This is a genomic window from Pseudomonas lundensis (assembly GCF_015377145.2).
Lineage (GTDB): Bacteria > Pseudomonadota > Gammaproteobacteria > Pseudomonadales > Pseudomonadaceae > Aquipseudomonas > Aquipseudomonas lundensis.
This window is the reverse complement of sequence record NZ_CP062158.2, coordinates 1,776,071-1,792,048: the sequence shown is the minus strand read 5'-3', so window position 1 is coordinate 1,792,048 and position 15,978 is coordinate 1,776,071. Positions and strand designations below refer to the sequence as shown.

The following is a 15,978-nucleotide window of genomic DNA, read 5'->3' as shown; positions in this document are numbered from 1 at the left end:
CCCGCCGCACGCCGTGCGCGCGGTGGGCCTCGTTTCAGGAGTCTTTATGAACCGCACTGTTCCCGAACCCGACCTCGATTACCTGCAACGGGTATTGCTGGAAATGCTCGCCATCCCCAGCCCCACCGGTTTCACCGACACCATTGTGCGTTACGTAGCAGAGCGCCTTGAGGAGCTGGGCATTCCCTTTGAACTGACCCGTCGCGGCACTTTGCGCGCCACCCTCAAGGGGCAGAAAAACAGCCCGGATCGCGCCGTGTCTGCGCATTTGGACACCATTGGCGCCAGCGTGCGTGCGATCAAGGACAACGGCCGTCTGGTGCTGGCCCCGGTTGGCTGCTGGTCCAGCCGTTTTGCCGAAGGCAGCCGCGTGAGCCTGTTTACCGACAACGGCGTGATCCGTGGCAGCGTGTTGCCTTTAATGGCATCAGGGCATGCCTTCAACACCGGCGTCGATGAACTGCCGATCAGTTGGGACCACATTGAGCTGCGCCTTGATGCGTACTGCGCGACCCGCGCCGACTGCGATTCGCTGGGGGTCAACGTGGGGGACTTCGTGGCGTTCGACCCATTGCCGGAATTCACCGAAAGCGGCCACATCAGCGCCCGGCATCTGGATGACAAAGCCGGGGTGGCCGCTTTGCTGGCCGCGTTGAAGGCGATTGTGGAAAGTGGCGAACAGCCGCTAATCGACTGTCACCCGCTGTTCACCATCACCGAAGAAACCGGTAGCGGGGCTGCTGCCGCCCTGCCTTGGGACGTGAGTGAGTTTGTCGGGATCGACATTGCCCCGGTGGCCCCCGGCCAGCATTCCAGCGAACACGCGGTGAGCGTGGCGATGCAGGATTCAGGCGGCCCGTATGACTATCACCTGTCGCGGCATTTGCTGCGCCTGGGCGCGGAGAACGAATTGCCGGTACGCCGGGACATGTTTCGCTACTACTTCAGCGATGCGCACTCAGCGGTCACGGCGGGGCACGATATTCGCTGTTCGCTGCTGGCATTTGGCTGTGATGCCACGCATGGCTATGAACGCACCCACATCGACAGTCTGGCGGCGTTAAGTCGCTTGCTCGGGGCGTACATGATGAGCCCGCCGGTGTTTGCCAGCGATGCGCAGCCTGCGCAAGGCTCGCTGGACAGGTTCAGTCACCAGCTGGAGCACGACACGCAAATGGAGAGCGACACACGGGTGCCGTCAGTGGATAGCCTGGTGGGCGATAACCGCACGTGATAAAAGCCCCTCACCCAGGCCAGGGTGAGGGGTGGAACTTAGACCTCGGCCTGCGCCCCTTCAAACCACGCAAGTTTCTCACGCAGCAGTACGACTTCGCCCACGATCACCAAGGTAGGTGCATGGACTTCGTGCTCAGCGACCAGCGTGGCCAGATTGCCCAGCGTGCCGGTGAATACCCGCTGATTGGTGGTCGTGCCCTGCTGGATCAAGGCGGCCGGGGTGTCCGCAGAACGACCATGGCGGATCAACTGTTCGCAGATAATCGGCAACCCCACCAGCCCCATGTAAAACACCAGGGTTTGCGCCGGGGCGACCAGATCGCTCCATGGCAAGTTGCTGGTGCCGTCTTTGAGGTGACCGGTGACGAATCGCACAGACTGCGCGTAGTCACGATGGGTCAGCGGAATACCGGCATACGCCGCACACCCGCTGGCGGCCGTAATGCCCGGCACCACCTGAAACGGAATCCCGTGGGCGGCCAGTTCTTCGATTTCCTCCCCCCCGCGACCAAAGATGAACGGGTCGCCCCCTTTTAGGCGCACCACACGCTTGCCCTGCTTGGCCAGATCCACCAACTGCTGGTTGATCTGGTCTTGCGGGACCGCATGATCGGCACGGCGCTTACCGACATAAATACGTTCGGCATCACGGCGGCACAGTTCCAGAATCGCAGGCGCCACAAGGCGGTCGTACAGCACCACATCGGCCTGTTGCATCAAGCGCAGTGCGCGGAAGGTCAGCAAGTCCGGATCGCCCGGCCCGGCTCCCACAAGGTAAACCTCGCCGGTCGCCAGCGTCGCTTCGCCATTGATTTTGGCGAGCAACAGACGCTCGGCTTCTGCACCCTGCCCGGCCAGTTGGCGGTCAGCAATCGGCCCCTGAAACACGTCTTCCCAAAACGCTCGACGCTGTTGCACGTCAGGGAACAGGCCTTTGACCTGGGCACGAAAACGCGCAGCCAGACCCGCCAGTTGACCGTAGGTCGAAGGAATCCAGGTTTCGAGCTTGGCGCGGATCAAGCGGGCCAGCACGGGCGCATCGCCCCCGCTGGACACCGCAATCACCAACGGAGAGCGATCGACGATCGCCGGGAATATCACACTGCACAACGCAGGCGCATCCACCACATTGACCGGCACGCAACGCCGATGAGCGTCGGCGCTGACTTGGGCATTGAGCGGTTCGTCGTCCGTTGCGGCAATGATCAGCACACACCCTTGCAGGTCTGCCTCCTCATAGCCGCGCAAGACTTGCTCACCACCGCTGCTGTCGATCAACGCGCACAACTGCGGCTCAATGGCGGGTGCAACCACCCGCAACACCGCGCCGGCGTCTGCCAGCAGGCGGGACTTGCGCAAAGCAATCTCCCCGCCGCCGACCACCAGGACACGGCTGCCACGCAGGTTATGAAACAGCGGCAGAAACTCCATTTAGCCGATGACCTCGATGCCGCCCATGTAAGGCTTGAGCACGTCCGGTACACGGATCGAACCGTCTGCCTGCTGGTAGTTTTCCAGCACCGCCACCAGCGTACGGCCCACCGCCAGACCCGAACCGTTCAAGGTGTGCACCAGCTCCGGCTTGCCGGTTTCCGGGTTACGGAAACGCGCCTGCATGCGGCGCGCCTGGAAATCGCCACAGTTGGAGCACGAGGAAATTTCGCGGTATTTGTCTTGGCTCGGAATCCACACTTCCAGATCGTAGGTCTTGACCGCACTGAACCCCATGTCCCCGGTGCACAGCGCCAGGGTGCGGTACGGCAGTTCAAGCAGTTGCAACACTTTTTCCGCGTTACCCACCAGGCCTTCCAGCGCATCCATCGAGGTGGACGGCTCGACGATCTGCACCATTTCAACCTTGTCGAACTGGTGTTGGCGGATCATGCCGCGTGTATCGCGACCCGACGCACCGGCTTCACTGCGGAAACACGGGGTGTGAGCCACGAACTTGATCGGCAGATTTTTGTGGTCGACGATTTCGCCGGACACGATATTGGTCAACGACACTTCAGCGGTCGGGATCAGGTACAGGTCCGCTTCGCCTTCGCGGCTGATCTTGAACAGGTCTTCTTCGAACTTGGGCAACTGGCCAGTCCCCTGCAACGCCGGGGCCTGAACCAGGTAAGGCGTGTAGGCCTCTTCATAGCCGTGTTCATTGATGTGCAGGTTCAACATGAACTGCGCCAGGGCGCGGTGCAGGCGGGCAATCGGGCCACGCAACAAGGCAAAACGTGCTCCGGACAATTTGGCGGCCGTTTCGAAATCCAGCCAGCCGTGTTGCTCGCCGAGCGCGACGTGGTCCTTGATATCGAAAGCGAACGCAGCCGGTGTACCCCAGCGACGGATCTCGACGTTGTCGTCTTCGTCCGCGCCCACAGGCACAGAAGCGTCCGGCAGGTTAGGCAGGCTCAGCAGGATCGAATCCAGTTCAGTCTGGATGGCGTCCAGCTCAACCTTGCCGTTGGCCAGATCGCTGCCCATGGTTTCTACGCTGGCCATCAGCGGCGCGATGTCTTCGCCGCGCGCCTTGGCTTGACCGATACTTTTGGAGATCGCATTACGCTCTGCCTGCAGCTTCTCGGTCAGGGTCTGGACTTCCTTGCGCTTGGCTTCGAGCGCGTCAATGCGCGCCACGTCCAGCGTGAAGCCTCGGGATGCCAGGCGGTCCGCTACGTCCTGAAGGTTGCTACGTAACAGTTTGGAATCGAGCATGTCGGTTTCTCGTTTATCAAAGTTTGGTCAGGGACAGGCCAGCCCAGGTTGCGAGCAGCCCGCCGAATACGCTGAGAGCCGCATAGCCCAGTGCCAGTGGCACTTGCCCGCTTTCAAGCAGGCGCACCGTATCCAGTGAAAAGGATGAAAAGGTGGTCAAACCGCCCAGGAAACCCACCAGGAGTCCGGCACGGACCTCGATCGGTACTTCCGGGCGGATCAGGAAAAGTCCGTAAAGAATGCCAATCAGCAGGCAGCCCACGATATTAACGGCCAATGTCGCGGTATAGAAGTGCCGCGGCCAATTGGCGTTGATCCAGTTTCCGGTCGCAAAGCGCAACAACGTGCCGGCGACACCGCCGATAGAAACAGCTGCGACCAATGGAATCAAGGTTTTCTCCGCTGCAAGGGGCTGGCACGGTCCAGTGCGGCCAAGTGCTTGAGCTTCTCGCCGATTTTAAGCTCAAGGCCGCGCGGCACCGGTTGATAGAGCGGCAAAGGCTCCAGTTCATCGGGGAAATAATCCTCCCCCGCTGCGTAGGCATCCGGCTCATCGTGGGCGTAACGGTACTCGTCGCCATAACCGAGCTGCTTCATCAGTTTGGTCGGCGCATTGCGTAAGTGCAGCGGCACTTCAAGCGAGCCATATTCCGACGCACTGCGCAGCGCAGCTTTGAACCCCATGTACACCGCATTGCTTTTAGGCGCGCAGGCCAAGTAGGTAATGGCCTGCGCCACAGCCAGTTCGCCTTCAGGGCTGCCGAGACGCTCTTGTACGTCCCAGGCGGCCAGACACAGGCTCAGGGCCCGTGGATCCGCGTTACCGATGTCTTCACTGGCCATGCGCACCACCCGGCGCGCGATGTACAGCGGGTCGCAGCCGCCATCGATCATCCGCGCGAACCAGTACAGCGCGCCGTCGGGATTGGAGCCGCGCACCGATTTGTGCAGGGCCGATATCTGGTCGTAGAACGCTTCGCCGCCTTTGTCGAAACGTCGCTGGGTATCGCCGAGCAAGCTTTGCAGCAGGTCAGTCCCGATTTCGCTGTGGTCTTCAGCCAGGTCAGCCGCGTTTTCAAGCAGGTTGAGCAGGCGCCGACCGTCGCCGTCGGCAGCCCTGAGCAGCACGTGAAAGCCCTCATCGCTGAGGGTCAGCCCCCGCTTGCCCAAGCCCTTTTCTTCGGTCAGGGCGCGTTGCACCAACTTGAGCAAGGCCGCTTCATCCAGACTTTTGAGTACGTACACCCGCGCCCGCGACAGCAGTGCGTTGTTGAGCTCGAAAGACGGGTTTTCGGTGGTAGCGCCGATAAAAATCAGTGTGCCGTCTTCAACATACGGCAGGAACGCGTCCTGCTGCGACTTGTTGAAACGGTGGACTTCATCGACGAACAGGATGGTGCGACGGCCATATTGACCGGCCTGTTGCTTGGCCACTTCCACGGCCTGGCGAATCTCTTTAACCCCCGCCAGCACCGCTGACACGGTTTCAAAGTGCGCGTCAGACACTTGCGCCAGCAACCGCGCCAACGTGGTTTTGCCCACGCCCGGCGGGCCCCAGAAGATCATCGAGTGCAACGCGCCCTGTTCCAGCGCTTCACGCAGGGGCTTGCCGCGGGCCAACAGATGTTGCTGGCCCACGTACTCATCCAGATTGGCGGCGCGCAAACGGGCTGCCAGAGGCTGAGCGATTGGTGCACTTCGAAACAGGTCCATCACTGTTTAAACAACCTCACGTGTGTGCTGCGGGCCAATGCCATGGCGATGCTCACGCCCTGCCACGGGGGCGCTGACTGCGCGAAAAAACCGCTCTGGCACGGCCAGAAAAATACTAGCCGCGCGTCACCGCCCGATCGGCACAGTGAGTTACTCCTGGATGACATCAGCACCTTTGGGCACGACAAACTTGAATGTGCTGGCAGGAATGTCTTCATTCACCTTCACACCGCTGAACAGGATATTGGTGCGCTGACCGACACTGTCGATCAATTGCATATCGTTGATCTTGCCGTTGCGGAAAGACAACCTGAGCGAGTCGAACAGGGTGTCTTTGGTTTTGGGTTTCAACATGAACTCCAACACCTCTCCCGACGGCTTGGAGGTGACGTCAAAACTCTGATCAATTTTTGAGACGTCTCCCGACAACAGCAAAGCAGGGGTCTGGTTCAAACGCTCATCCAGCTTCTTGATGGTCACCTGCTCCAGGTCCGGGTCCCAAAGAGTGACTTTCTTGCCATCCGAGATCATGGTCTGTTCTTGAGGCGCATCGGTGTGCCAGTAGAACAGCCCCGGGCGCTTGACCGACATGACACCGGCCGTTTCCTGCAATTGAGTGCCGCTGCCATCCAGCGTCAACTGACTGAAACGGGCCGAGATGGTATTGGACTGTCCCAACAGTTGGCCTAACCGTTTTACGTCCTGTTCGCCGGCATGAGCCGCAAGAGAAGACATAGCCAGAACCGGTAGCAACAGCATGCTGAAAAAACGCATGAAAACCCTCTTTGATTAGTTAAACCCGGCCCGCGAGTGCGCCGCGGGCCGATCAGTCGCGTAGTGGGGCCGGCGCCAGAACTTCACGCGAGCCATTGGTGTTCATGGAGGTTACAACCCCGGCCATTTCCATGGATTCAATCATGCGGGCCGCGCGGTTGTAGCCGATTTTCAATTTTCGCTGAACGGCTGAAATAGAGGCGCGACGGCTTTCCAGTACAAACTGGACAGCTTCGTCATACAAGGCGTCGGTTTCTGCATCATCACCGCCTTCGCTACCACCGCCCTCAAAGCCGCTGCCTGCTTCTTCCACCCCGCTGAGGATGTCGTCGTTGTAATCCGGGCTGCCGCGCAGCTTCCAGGCTTCAACCACACGGTGCACTTCTTCGTCGGACACAAACGCGCCATGCACGCGAATCGGCAAGCTAGTGCCAGGCGGCATGTAGAGCATGTCACCGTGCCCCAGCAGTTGCTCGGCACCGCCCTGGTCGATGATGGTCCGGGAGTCGATCTTGCTCGACACCTGAAACGCCATGCGGGTCGGAATGTTGGCCTTGATCAGACCGGTGATCACATCCACCGAAGGACGCTGGGTCGCGAGAATCAAGTGAATCCCCGCCGCCCGGGCCTTTTGCGCAATGCGGGCGATCAGCTCTTCCACCTTCTTGCCGACGATCATCATCATGTCGGCAAATTCGTCGACCACCACGACGATGGTCGGCAATTTGGTCAGCAGCGGCGCTTCGTCGTGGATGCTTTCGCGCTTGTACAGCGGATCGGTCAACGGCTCGCCCGCTTCTTGGGCGTCCTTGATCTTCTGGTTGAAGCCCGCGAGGTTACGCACGCCCATCTTGGCCATCAGCTTGTAGCGACGCTCCATCTCTGCCACGCTCCAGCGCAATGCGTTGGCGGCGTCTTTCATGTCGGTCACTACCGGGCACAGCAAGTGCGGGATGCCTTCGTAAATCGACAGTTCGAGCATTTTCGGGTCAATCATGATCAGCTTGGCGTCTTCCGGACCCGACTTGAACAGGATCGACAGAATCATTGCGTTGACGCCAACCGACTTACCGGAACCCGTAGTACCGGCTACCAGCAAGTGCGGCATTTTCGCCAGATCGGTAATCACCGGTTTGCCGCCGATGTCATGCCCCAGGGCCAGGGCAACGGGCGACTTGGCATTATCAAATTCGGGGGTCGACAGCACTTCGCTGAAGCGCACGATCTGGCGGTCTTCGTTAGGAATCTCGATACCCACGGTGGTTTTACCCGGAATGACTTCAACCACCCGCACGCTGGTTACCGCCAGAGAACGTGCAAGGTCCTTGGCCAGGTTGGCAATGCGACTGACTTTGACGCCTGCTGCGGGCTGAATCTCGTAACGGGTAATGACCGGGCCCGGGTGGATGGAGTCCACCGAGACCTCTACGCCGAACTCCTTGAGCTTGATCTCGAGCAGATGCCCCACCGCCGCCAGTGATTCAGGGGAGTAGTTGAGCTGCTTCTTTTCGGCCGGGTCGAGAATCGAGATCGGTGGCAGCGTGCCTTCAACCGCACTGTCGACAAACAGCGGCACCTGCTTCTCTTTCTGCACACGCTTGCTGGGCTCCGGCGCCTTGGTGGGCACTGGGGTAATCACGGCCGGCACGTGTTTTTCACGTTCAGACATGTGCTTGCTCAGGGCCTGTTCGCGCTCGATCAGGCGCTCCTTGGCCTTGGCCTGCTCGCGCTTGTCGGAAACGCTGGGAGCCACCACTTCACTGACACGGGTGTCGACTTCTCGCAGTTGCGCTTGCAGTTGCTTGCGTTCAGCACGATCTGACCACCAGCGATTGGCAGCGCCCTGAATCAACTCAAACAGATCAAGGGTGATCTTGCCCGTCAGGTCCATCACCTTGAACCACGACAAGTCCGTGAATACGGTCAGGCCAAACAGGAACAACGCAATCAGCAGCAGCGTACTGCCCTGCACGTTCAACGCGTTCCTGGCCAGATCCCCCAGACTTTCGCCCAGTGCACCACCGGCACCCGCCGGCAGGCCGGAAGCCGAGTGAAAATGAATGTGGGCCAGGGCCGCGCCGGACAGCACCAGAAACACCAGCCCGATCAGACGCCACGAAAACAGCCAGCCGCTCCACTGCCAGGGCTGATGCCGCTCACGGAAGATCTGGTAAGCCTTGACCGCCAGCAGCAGCGGAAAGATGTAGGCGAAGTAGCCCAGCACCATGAACAGGATGTCCGCGCTGTAAGAACCGGCAGGCCCGCCGAAGTTCTGCACATCCACCACGCGGCTGTTATGACTCCAGCCGGGATCGTCTTTGGCATAGGTCAGCAACGCCATCATCAGGAACAGGCAAAGGGCGCCAATCGCAATCAACGCACCTTCCTTGAGCCGGTAGTGCAATTGCTGACGCCAGAGAGGAACTTCTTTAGGTGCTGCTGTGGATTTCTTCAAAACGCGTGTTTTCCTGCGCCTGTGGCGCGCCCTACTATGGATTGACTGCAAAAATACTGCTCACGGCGAGCAGGTGACAAGTTCAGACATGAAACTGGACTAGCCTTACACACAGCCTTGTACTATTACGTGTTTTTTCATGACCAGCCCGCCATGTAAAACAGTGAATACTGTGCAGCTTAGAACAGCTCAAACAGGCGGGCCATTGTACGGGTTTGAGCCGCCGATGCCATGCTGGCACCCGAGGTTACAGAAATTGTCTTGTGCTACGCCCCAAAGCGCCAATTTGAGCATGCATTGCCTTGTGTGACAAAGACTTATAACAGGCGCCCCACAGCCCCTGAATTGACTGCCAGATCGACTGAGACCGCACTTGCGCGACAGAGTTGCAGCCGCCCTCCCCTTCTACTGTAAGACTCAATGCCATGCTGACCTGGTTGAAACGCGACTCCCTGACATTCCCCCCCTTGGCCAACGCCATGCGCGAGCCCAATGGTTTACTTGCCGCAGGCGGCGATTTGTCGGCCGACCGCCTGGTCCAGGCCTATCGTCATGGCTGTTTTCCGTGGTTTTCCGAAGGCCAGCCCATCCTGTGGTGGTCGCCAGACCCGCGCACGGTGCTATTTCCGGATGAGCTGCATGTTTCACGCAGTTTGGGCAAAGTGCTGCGCCAGCAGCGATACACCGTTACCTACGACCGGGATTTTGTGGCGGTCATCCAGGCCTGCGCGGCACCACGCGCCTACGCCGATGGCACGTGGATCACGGACGACATGCAAAATGCTTACATCGAACTGCACGAACGTGGACACGCCCATTCTGTTGAGGTGTGGGAGAACGATGAACTGGTGGGCGGGTTGTACGGCCTGGCGATGGGCCAGCTGTTTTTTGGCGAATCCATGTTCAGCCGCGCCGACAACGCGTCCAAAGTCGGATTTGCCACCCTGGTCAAACAGCTTCAGGCCTGGGGATTTGTCTTGATTGACTGTCAGATGCCTACCCGCCATCTCGAAAGCCTCGGCGCACGCTCCATCCCGCGCGCGCAGTTCGCCGATTACCTGCACAACCATCTCGACCAACCGACAACCGCCTGCTGGCCCCGCCAAGCATGACCGTAGCGCAAAGTTGCCCGCGCCGAGTGCGGGAGAACACTCCAGGTTTAACGGGCGAGTTTTCCGAGCTGGCTTACACTTAATTCAAGGATTCACCGAGGGCCGATCATGACCGAGCTGGCGCGTTTGAAGTTTTATGCCACTCAACCTCACGCTTGCAGCTACCTGCCCGACGAACAAGCCACAACGCTGTTCCTCGATCCCAGCCAGCCGATGGACGTGCAGGTGTACGCCGACTTGTCCGAAATGGGCTTTCGCCGCAGTGGCGACCACCTTTACCGCCCACACTGCCTGCGATGCGATGCATGCACGGCAACACGCATCCCTGTGGCGCTTTTTAACCCGAGCCGTCAGCAAAAGCGCATCTTCAAGCGCAATGCAGACCTGCACGTGCAGGTAGCCAGGCCGGGGTTCAGCGAAGAACACTTCGACCTGTATCAGCGCTACATCGAGCAACGCCATGCCGATGGCGATATGTACCCGCCCAGCCGCGATCAATTTTCGACGTTTCTGGTGCGCGACCTGCCATTTTCCAGATTCTATGAATTCAGGCTGGACGGACGGCTGCTGGCAGTGGCCGTGACAGATGTGCTGCCTAACGGCCTGTCTGCGGTTTACACCTTTTATGATCCTGACGAAGAGCGCCGCAGCCTGGGCCGCTATTGCATCCTGTGGCAAATCACGGAAGCCGAGCGCCTTGGACTGGAAGCGGTTTACCTCGGTTACTGGATCAAAAACTGCAAAAAAATGAATTACAAGACCGAATACAGGCCTATTGAACTGCTGATTAACCAAAGATGGAGCACTCTTTACTGAACCCCCTTGGCGTGAACCCCACTTTTCGGGCACAATGCACGCCGCTTTTGCCTGGCGCAGTTGCACCGGGCCATTCACTGGACACCGAGGGCTTTACTGCATGTCGAAAGAAGACAGCTTCGAAATGGAAGGCACTGTCGTCGACACCCTGCCCAACACCATGTTTCGCGTGGAGTTGGAAAATGGGCACGTCGTAACCGCGCATATCTCCGGCAAGATGCGCAAGAACTACATTCGTATTCTTACCGGTGACAAAGTGCGCGTCGAGCTGACGCCCTATGACTTGAGCAAAGGGCGCATCACTTACCGCGCTCGCTAATCAAGTCAATACAAAACGCCCGGTTCTGCCGGGCGTTTTTGTTTGCCTGCGATTTGTCAGCATCCGGATCACCACGCCATAAAAAAAGCGCCTTTCGGCGCTTTTTTTATGCTGGGCTGATTTAAGCCATTTCAACCGCGGTTTCAAACTCGAAGGTCAACTCGCCGTCTTTCAGGTCGATGTGAACCACACCGCCATGATCGGCCAATTCGCCAAAGAGGATCTCTTCCGCCAGCGGGCGCTTGATCTTGTCCTGAATCAGACGCGCCATCGGGCGCGCACCCATCAGCACATCGTAACCACCCGCTGCCAGCCAGCCACGTGCCGCGTCTGTGACATCAAGCTGCACGTGTTTGTCTTCCAGCTGCGCCTGAAGCTCGGTAAGGAACTTGTCCACCACACTTTTGATGACCTCGTGACTGAGGCGACCAAACTGAATAATGGTGTCCAGGCGGTTGCGGAACTCCGGCGTGAAGCTTTTCTTGATCGCTTCCATCGCATCGGACGAGTGATCCTGGAAGGTAAACCCGATCGAAGCCCTGGAAGCGGTCTCGGCCCCGGCATTGGTGGTCATGATAATGATCACGTTACGGAAGTCGGCCTTACGCCCGTTGTTGTCGGTGAGCGTCCCGTGGTCCATGACCTGCAACAACAGGTTAAAGACTTCAGGGTGCGCCTTCTCGATTTCATCGAGCAGCAACACGCAATGCGGCTGCTTGGTGATTGCCTCCGTCAGCAACCCCCCCTGATCAAACCCTACGTACCCGGGAGGAGCGCCGATCAGACGCGAGACGGTGTGCCTTTCCATGTACTCGGACATGTCAAAGCGCACCAGCTCAACACCCAGCGCCTTGGCCAGTTGACGGGCCGCTTCGGTTTTACCCACGCCCGTCGGGCCTGCGAACAGGAAGGAACCGACCGGTTTGTCAGGCGATTTGAGTCCTGCACGCGAGAGCTTGATAGCCGTCGACAACGAATCAATGGCCGCATCCTGACCAAATACGGTCAGTTTCAAGTCACGCTCAAGGTTGCGCAGGAGTTCTTTATCGGAACTGGACACATGCTTAGGCGGAATTCGGGCGATTTTCGCCACGATGTCTTCCACCTGCTCGACCTCAATACGCTTGACGCGCTTCTCAACCGGCTGCAGGCGCTGGTAAGCACCCGCCTCGTCGATGACATCAATGGCCTTGTCGGGCATATGGCGATCGTTGATGTAGCGTGATGCCAGCTCAGCCGCGGCACGCAGCGATTCGTCGCTGTATTCGATGCTGTGGTGCTGCTCAAAACGCCCTTTCAGCCCGCGCAGAATGCCGATGGTGTCTTCAACCGACGGCTCGGACACGTCCACTTTCTGGAAGCGACGCGCCAGTGCACGGTCCTTCTCGAAAATGCCACGAAATTCCTGGAACGTCGTGGAACCGATGCAGCGGATGTCCCCGGAAGACAGGAGCGGCTTGAGCAGATTGGACGCGTCCATCACGCCACCCGATGCAGCGCCAGCACCAATAATGGTGTGGATCTCATCGATAAACAGGATGGCTTGCGGGCGCTTCTTCAGCTCACCCAGCAACGCCTTGAACCGCTTCTCGAAATCGCCACGGTATTTGGTACCGGCCAGTAACGCACCCAGGTCCAACGAATAGACGATGCTATTGGCCAACAAGTCCGGCACTTGATTATCAACAATACGCTTAGCCAGGCCTTCAGCAATTGCGGTTTTACCCACCCCGGCCTCACCGACCAGCAACGGATTGTTTTTACGGCGACGCGCAAGGATTTGAGCCACGCGCTCGACTTCGTGCTCACGCCCAACCAGCGGGTCAATGCGACCCTGACGAGCCAGCTCGTTCAAGTTGCTGGCATAGGCGTCCAGCGGATTGCTCGAAGAGGAGGTTTCACCGCCTTCCTCATCTTGCATGTCCTGTTCGCCGTCGGAATGTTCACCGTGGCCCGGCACTTTGGAGATGCCGTGTGCAATGAAATTCACCACATCGATGCGGGCAACGCTTTGTTGCTTGAGCAGGAATACCGCCTGGCTTTCCTGCTCGCTGAAAATGGCCACGAGCACGTTGGCGCCGGTCACTTCACGCTTGCCCGAACTTTGGACGTGAAATACCGCACGCTGCAGGACCCGTTGAAAACCGAGCGTAGGCTGGGTTTCACGGTCTTCATCGTGAACGGGGATCAGAGGGGTTGTGGAATCAATAAACTCTTGCAGGTCATGCTTGAGTTTGTCGAGGTTTGCGCCGCAGGCGCGTAGAACGGTTGCGGCTGCCTCATTATCTAAAAGCGCAAGAAGGAGGTGCTCAACCGTCATGAACTCATGACGCTTGGAGCGGGCTTCCTTGAAGGCAAGATTGAGGGTGACTTCGAGCTCGCGGTTTAACATGGCTTCACCTCATACCCAAGTGGTCGGCGTTAACCGTCCTTCTCGATTTCACAGAGTAGCGGATGCTGGCTTTCGCGTGCGTACTGATTTACCTGCATGGCCTTGGTCTCGGCAATGTCGCGGGTAAAGATGCCGCACACTGCCCGTCCTTCTGTATGAACGGCCAGCATGACCTTGGTCGCCAATTCGCGATTCAAGTTAAAAAACACCTCAAGTACTTCGACGACGAAATCCATGGGTGTGTAGTCATCGTTGAACAAAACCACCTTGTACATCGGCGGCGCCTGAAGTGCGGGCTTAGCCTCTTGCACAGCCAAGCCAGCGGAGTCGTCGTCATCAAAATCGGGTCGATCCTGATTGAATGTTAGTCGAATCTGGCTGATTGCATGCATGGAAAGAAAGGTTCGTCGTTGTGCGGTTACAGTGATGGAGGCAGGCGCGTCAAATTTCAACAGCGCCGCCGCGTGACCTTGACTATCGGTAAAACGGTGTTACAACCATTGGTACCCAATGTGGGGAGTAAAGGTCCGCACAGTCAACCACTTTCAGGGTCGATGTGCGAGTGAACTGGATGATACTCCAGTGATGGAGTCGTTTGCAGCAGAGGGATATGAGTATGCAAGGCACGGTCAAGTGGTTCAACAATGCCAAAGGCTTCGGCTTTATCAACACGGACGCCAAGGAAGGCAAAGATGAACAAGGAGACAAGATCGACTTTTTCGCCCACTTTTCAGCCATTGAAATGGACGGCTACAAGACGCTCAAAGCGGGCCAGCCAGTCAATTTCGAAATCACTCAAGGCCCCAAAGGCCTGCACGCAGTGAAGATCACCAGCAATAAAGTCACCTCCCCCACGACTGCGACAGAGGCCAACACCCTCTCGGTCTGACCCGCCGATCCCACAGTCAGTGCAAAAAAGGCCGATTCACTCACATGAATCGGCCTTTTCTGTCATTTAAAGCCCTACATATGGGCAATCAGCGCATCGCCAAAACCTGAAGACGACACCAACGTAGCGCCTTCCATCAGGCGTTCGAAGTCATACGTCACGGTTTTGGCCGAAATCGCACCATTGGTGCCTTTGATAATCAGGTCCGCCGCTTCGGTCCAGCCCATGTGTCGCAGCATCATTTCAGCAGACAGGATGAGTGATCCGGGGTTGACCTGATCCTTGCCCGCGTACTTGGGCGCCGTGCCGTGGGTGGCCTCGAACATTGCGATGGTGTCCGATAGGTTGGCGCCCGGCGCAATACCGATACCGCCCACTTCTGCTGCAAGCGCATCGGACAGGTAGTCACCGTTGAGATTAAGCGTGGCGATCACGTCATATTCGGCGGGACGCAGCAGAATCTGCTGGAGCATGGCGTCGGCAATGGCGTCCTTGACGATGACATTGCGCCCGGTTTTAGGGTTCTTGAATTGCATCCACGGGCCACCGTCGAGCAGGGTTGCACCGAACTCCTCGGCCGCCACTTCATAGGCCCACTCCTTGAAGGCACCTTCAGTGAACTTCATGATGTTGCCTTTGTGCACGATGGTCAGCGACTCGCGGTCGTTGTCCACCACATATTGCAAGGCTTTGCGCGCCAGACGCTTGGTGCCTTCTCGGGAGACCGGTTTGACGCCGATGCCGCAGTCCTGGTCGAAACGGATTTTGGTCACACCCATTTCTTCTTTCAGGAACTTGATCACCTTGTTCGCTTCAGGCGAACCGGCTTTCCATTCGATGCCGGCATAAATGTCTTCGGAGTTCTCGCGGAAGATGGTCATGTCGACGTCGCCCGGCTTTTTGACCGGACTGGGCACGCCTTCAAACCAACGCACGGGGCGCAGGCAGACATACAGATCGAGTTGCTGGCGCAGGGCTACGTTCAAGGAGCGAATACCGCCACCAACCGGCGTGGTCAGCGGGCCCTTGATCGACACGACGTATTCCTTGACCGCATCCAGTGTTTCCTGAGGCAGCCACGTGTCCTGATCGTAAACCTGAGTCGCCTTCTCGCCCGCATACACCTCCATCCAGGAGATGTTGCGCTTGCCGCCGTAGGCCTTGCTCACGGCAGCATCCACCACTTTGATCATGACCGGGCTGATATCGACACCGATGCCGTCACCTTCGATGTAAGGAATGATCGGGTTGTCGGGCACGTTCAGGGAGTGGTCTGCATTGACGGTGATTTTTTCACCTGCGGCTGGAACCTTGATCTTGTTGTATCCCATGCTGAACTCCATATGTGGGTTTAACATCTATGCCGCTCTCGAGCGTAACCCAGTTGAATGGGGACGCAAACCGAATGTTCTACATACCCGGTTACATGCCTGCCACAACCCTCCTGACAAGCCCGGATACAAAGGGGTTAGCGCCAAAATACAGGGCGATATGCGAACGCTTCTTAGACCAATGGATGACCGCTGATCCACCTCAGCCCTCGCCGGAACATTAGTGACC

The 15,978-nt window shown here is 58.3% G+C and carries 14 protein-coding genes; 5 read left to right on the top strand and 9 right to left on the bottom strand.

Annotated features, from left to right (window positions below):
• Positions 1-46 precede the first annotated feature (46 nt).
• Positions 47-1,234: an osmoprotectant NAGGN system M42 family peptidase gene (locus IF654_RS08590; protein ID WP_194862587.1), complete on the top strand. Its 1,188-nt coding sequence runs from the start codon at positions 47-49 to the stop codon at positions 1,232-1,234.
• A gap of 38 nt (positions 1,235-1,272) precedes the next feature.
• Here the strand turns inward: IF654_RS08590 and cysG are convergent, their stop codons facing one another.
• The 6 genes from cysG to IF654_RS08560 form a co-directional block, all read right to left on the bottom strand.
• Entirely contained in the window at positions 1,273-2,667 is a 1,395-nt protein-coding gene (gene cysG, locus IF654_RS08585) for a siroheme synthase CysG (RefSeq protein WP_047277719.1), read from the bottom strand.
• A complete protein-coding gene (gene serS, locus IF654_RS08580; RefSeq protein ID WP_070411984.1) occupies positions 2,668-3,948 on the bottom strand; it encodes a serine--tRNA ligase in 1,281 nt (426 codons plus the stop codon).
• A 16-nt stretch (positions 3,949-3,964) separates the two neighbouring features.
• Complete coding sequence (gene crcB / locus IF654_RS08575) at positions 3,965-4,339, bottom strand: fluoride efflux transporter CrcB (RefSeq protein WP_047274335.1); 375 nt, start codon at positions 4,337-4,339, stop codon at positions 3,965-3,967.
• Positions 4,336-5,661 (bottom strand): replication-associated recombination protein A, encoded by a 1,326-nt coding sequence (locus IF654_RS08570; protein WP_047274334.1) that lies wholly within the window; start codon positions 5,659-5,661, stop codon positions 4,336-4,338. The genes crcB and IF654_RS08570 overlap by 4 nt, the downstream gene beginning before the upstream one ends.
• 150 nt (positions 5,662-5,811) lie before the next feature.
• Entirely contained in the window at positions 5,812-6,435 is a 624-nt protein-coding gene (gene lolA, locus IF654_RS08565) for an outer membrane lipoprotein periplasmic chaperone LolA (protein WP_047280445.1), read from the bottom strand.
• Between the two features lie 52 nt (positions 6,436-6,487).
• Complete coding sequence (locus tag IF654_RS08560) at positions 6,488-8,890, bottom strand: DNA translocase FtsK (protein WP_047274332.1); 2,403 nt, start codon at positions 8,888-8,890, stop codon at positions 6,488-6,490.
• Positions 8,891-9,315: 425 nt separating this feature from the next.
• On the opposite strand from IF654_RS08560, the gene aat reads away from it, so the two are divergent.
• The 3 genes from aat (at position 9,316) to infA (ending at position 11,137) form a co-directional block, all read left to right on the top strand.
• Positions 9,316-10,002 carry a leucyl/phenylalanyl-tRNA--protein transferase gene (gene aat / locus IF654_RS08555; RefSeq protein WP_047277724.1) on the top strand — a complete coding sequence of 229 codons (687 nt, stop codon included), beginning with the start codon at positions 9,316-9,318 and terminating at the stop codon, positions 10,000-10,002.
• Positions 10,003-10,110: 108 nt separating this feature from the next.
• Positions 10,111-10,818, top strand: coding sequence for an arginyltransferase (locus IF654_RS08550; protein ID WP_047274330.1), 708 nt, complete (start codon positions 10,111-10,113; stop codon positions 10,816-10,818).
• A gap of 100 nt (positions 10,819-10,918) precedes the next feature.
• The gene (gene infA / locus IF654_RS08545) at positions 10,919-11,137 is read left to right on the top strand and encodes a translation initiation factor IF-1 (protein WP_002553999.1); all 219 of its coding nucleotides are present in this window, start codon (positions 10,919-10,921) and stop codon (positions 11,135-11,137) included.
• A gap of 121 nt (positions 11,138-11,258) precedes the next feature.
• Here the strand turns inward: infA and clpA are convergent, their stop codons facing one another.
• Together clpA and clpS are read right to left on the bottom strand one after the other, a co-directional pair.
• Entirely contained in the window at positions 11,259-13,529 is a 2,271-nt protein-coding gene (clpA, locus tag IF654_RS08540; protein ID WP_047274328.1) for an ATP-dependent Clp protease ATP-binding subunit ClpA, read from the bottom strand.
• A 29-nt stretch (positions 13,530-13,558) separates the two neighbouring features.
• Positions 13,559-13,921 (bottom strand): ATP-dependent Clp protease adapter ClpS, encoded by a 363-nt coding sequence (gene clpS, locus IF654_RS08535; protein ID WP_047274327.1) that lies wholly within the window; start codon positions 13,919-13,921, stop codon positions 13,559-13,561.
• A 224-nt stretch (positions 13,922-14,145) separates the two neighbouring features.
• Here clpS and IF654_RS08530 point away from each other — a divergent pair, with 224 nt between their 5' ends.
• Complete coding sequence (locus IF654_RS08530; protein WP_139047502.1) at positions 14,146-14,418, top strand: cold shock domain-containing protein; 273 nt, start codon at positions 14,146-14,148, stop codon at positions 14,416-14,418.
• Positions 14,419-14,492: 74 nt separating this feature from the next.
• On the opposite strand, the gene icd is transcribed toward IF654_RS08530, so the two are convergent.
• Positions 14,493-15,749 (bottom strand): NADP-dependent isocitrate dehydrogenase, encoded by a 1,257-nt coding sequence (gene icd / locus IF654_RS08525; protein ID WP_047274325.1) that lies wholly within the window; start codon positions 15,747-15,749, stop codon positions 14,493-14,495.
• Between the last annotated feature and the right edge of the window lie 229 nt (positions 15,750-15,978).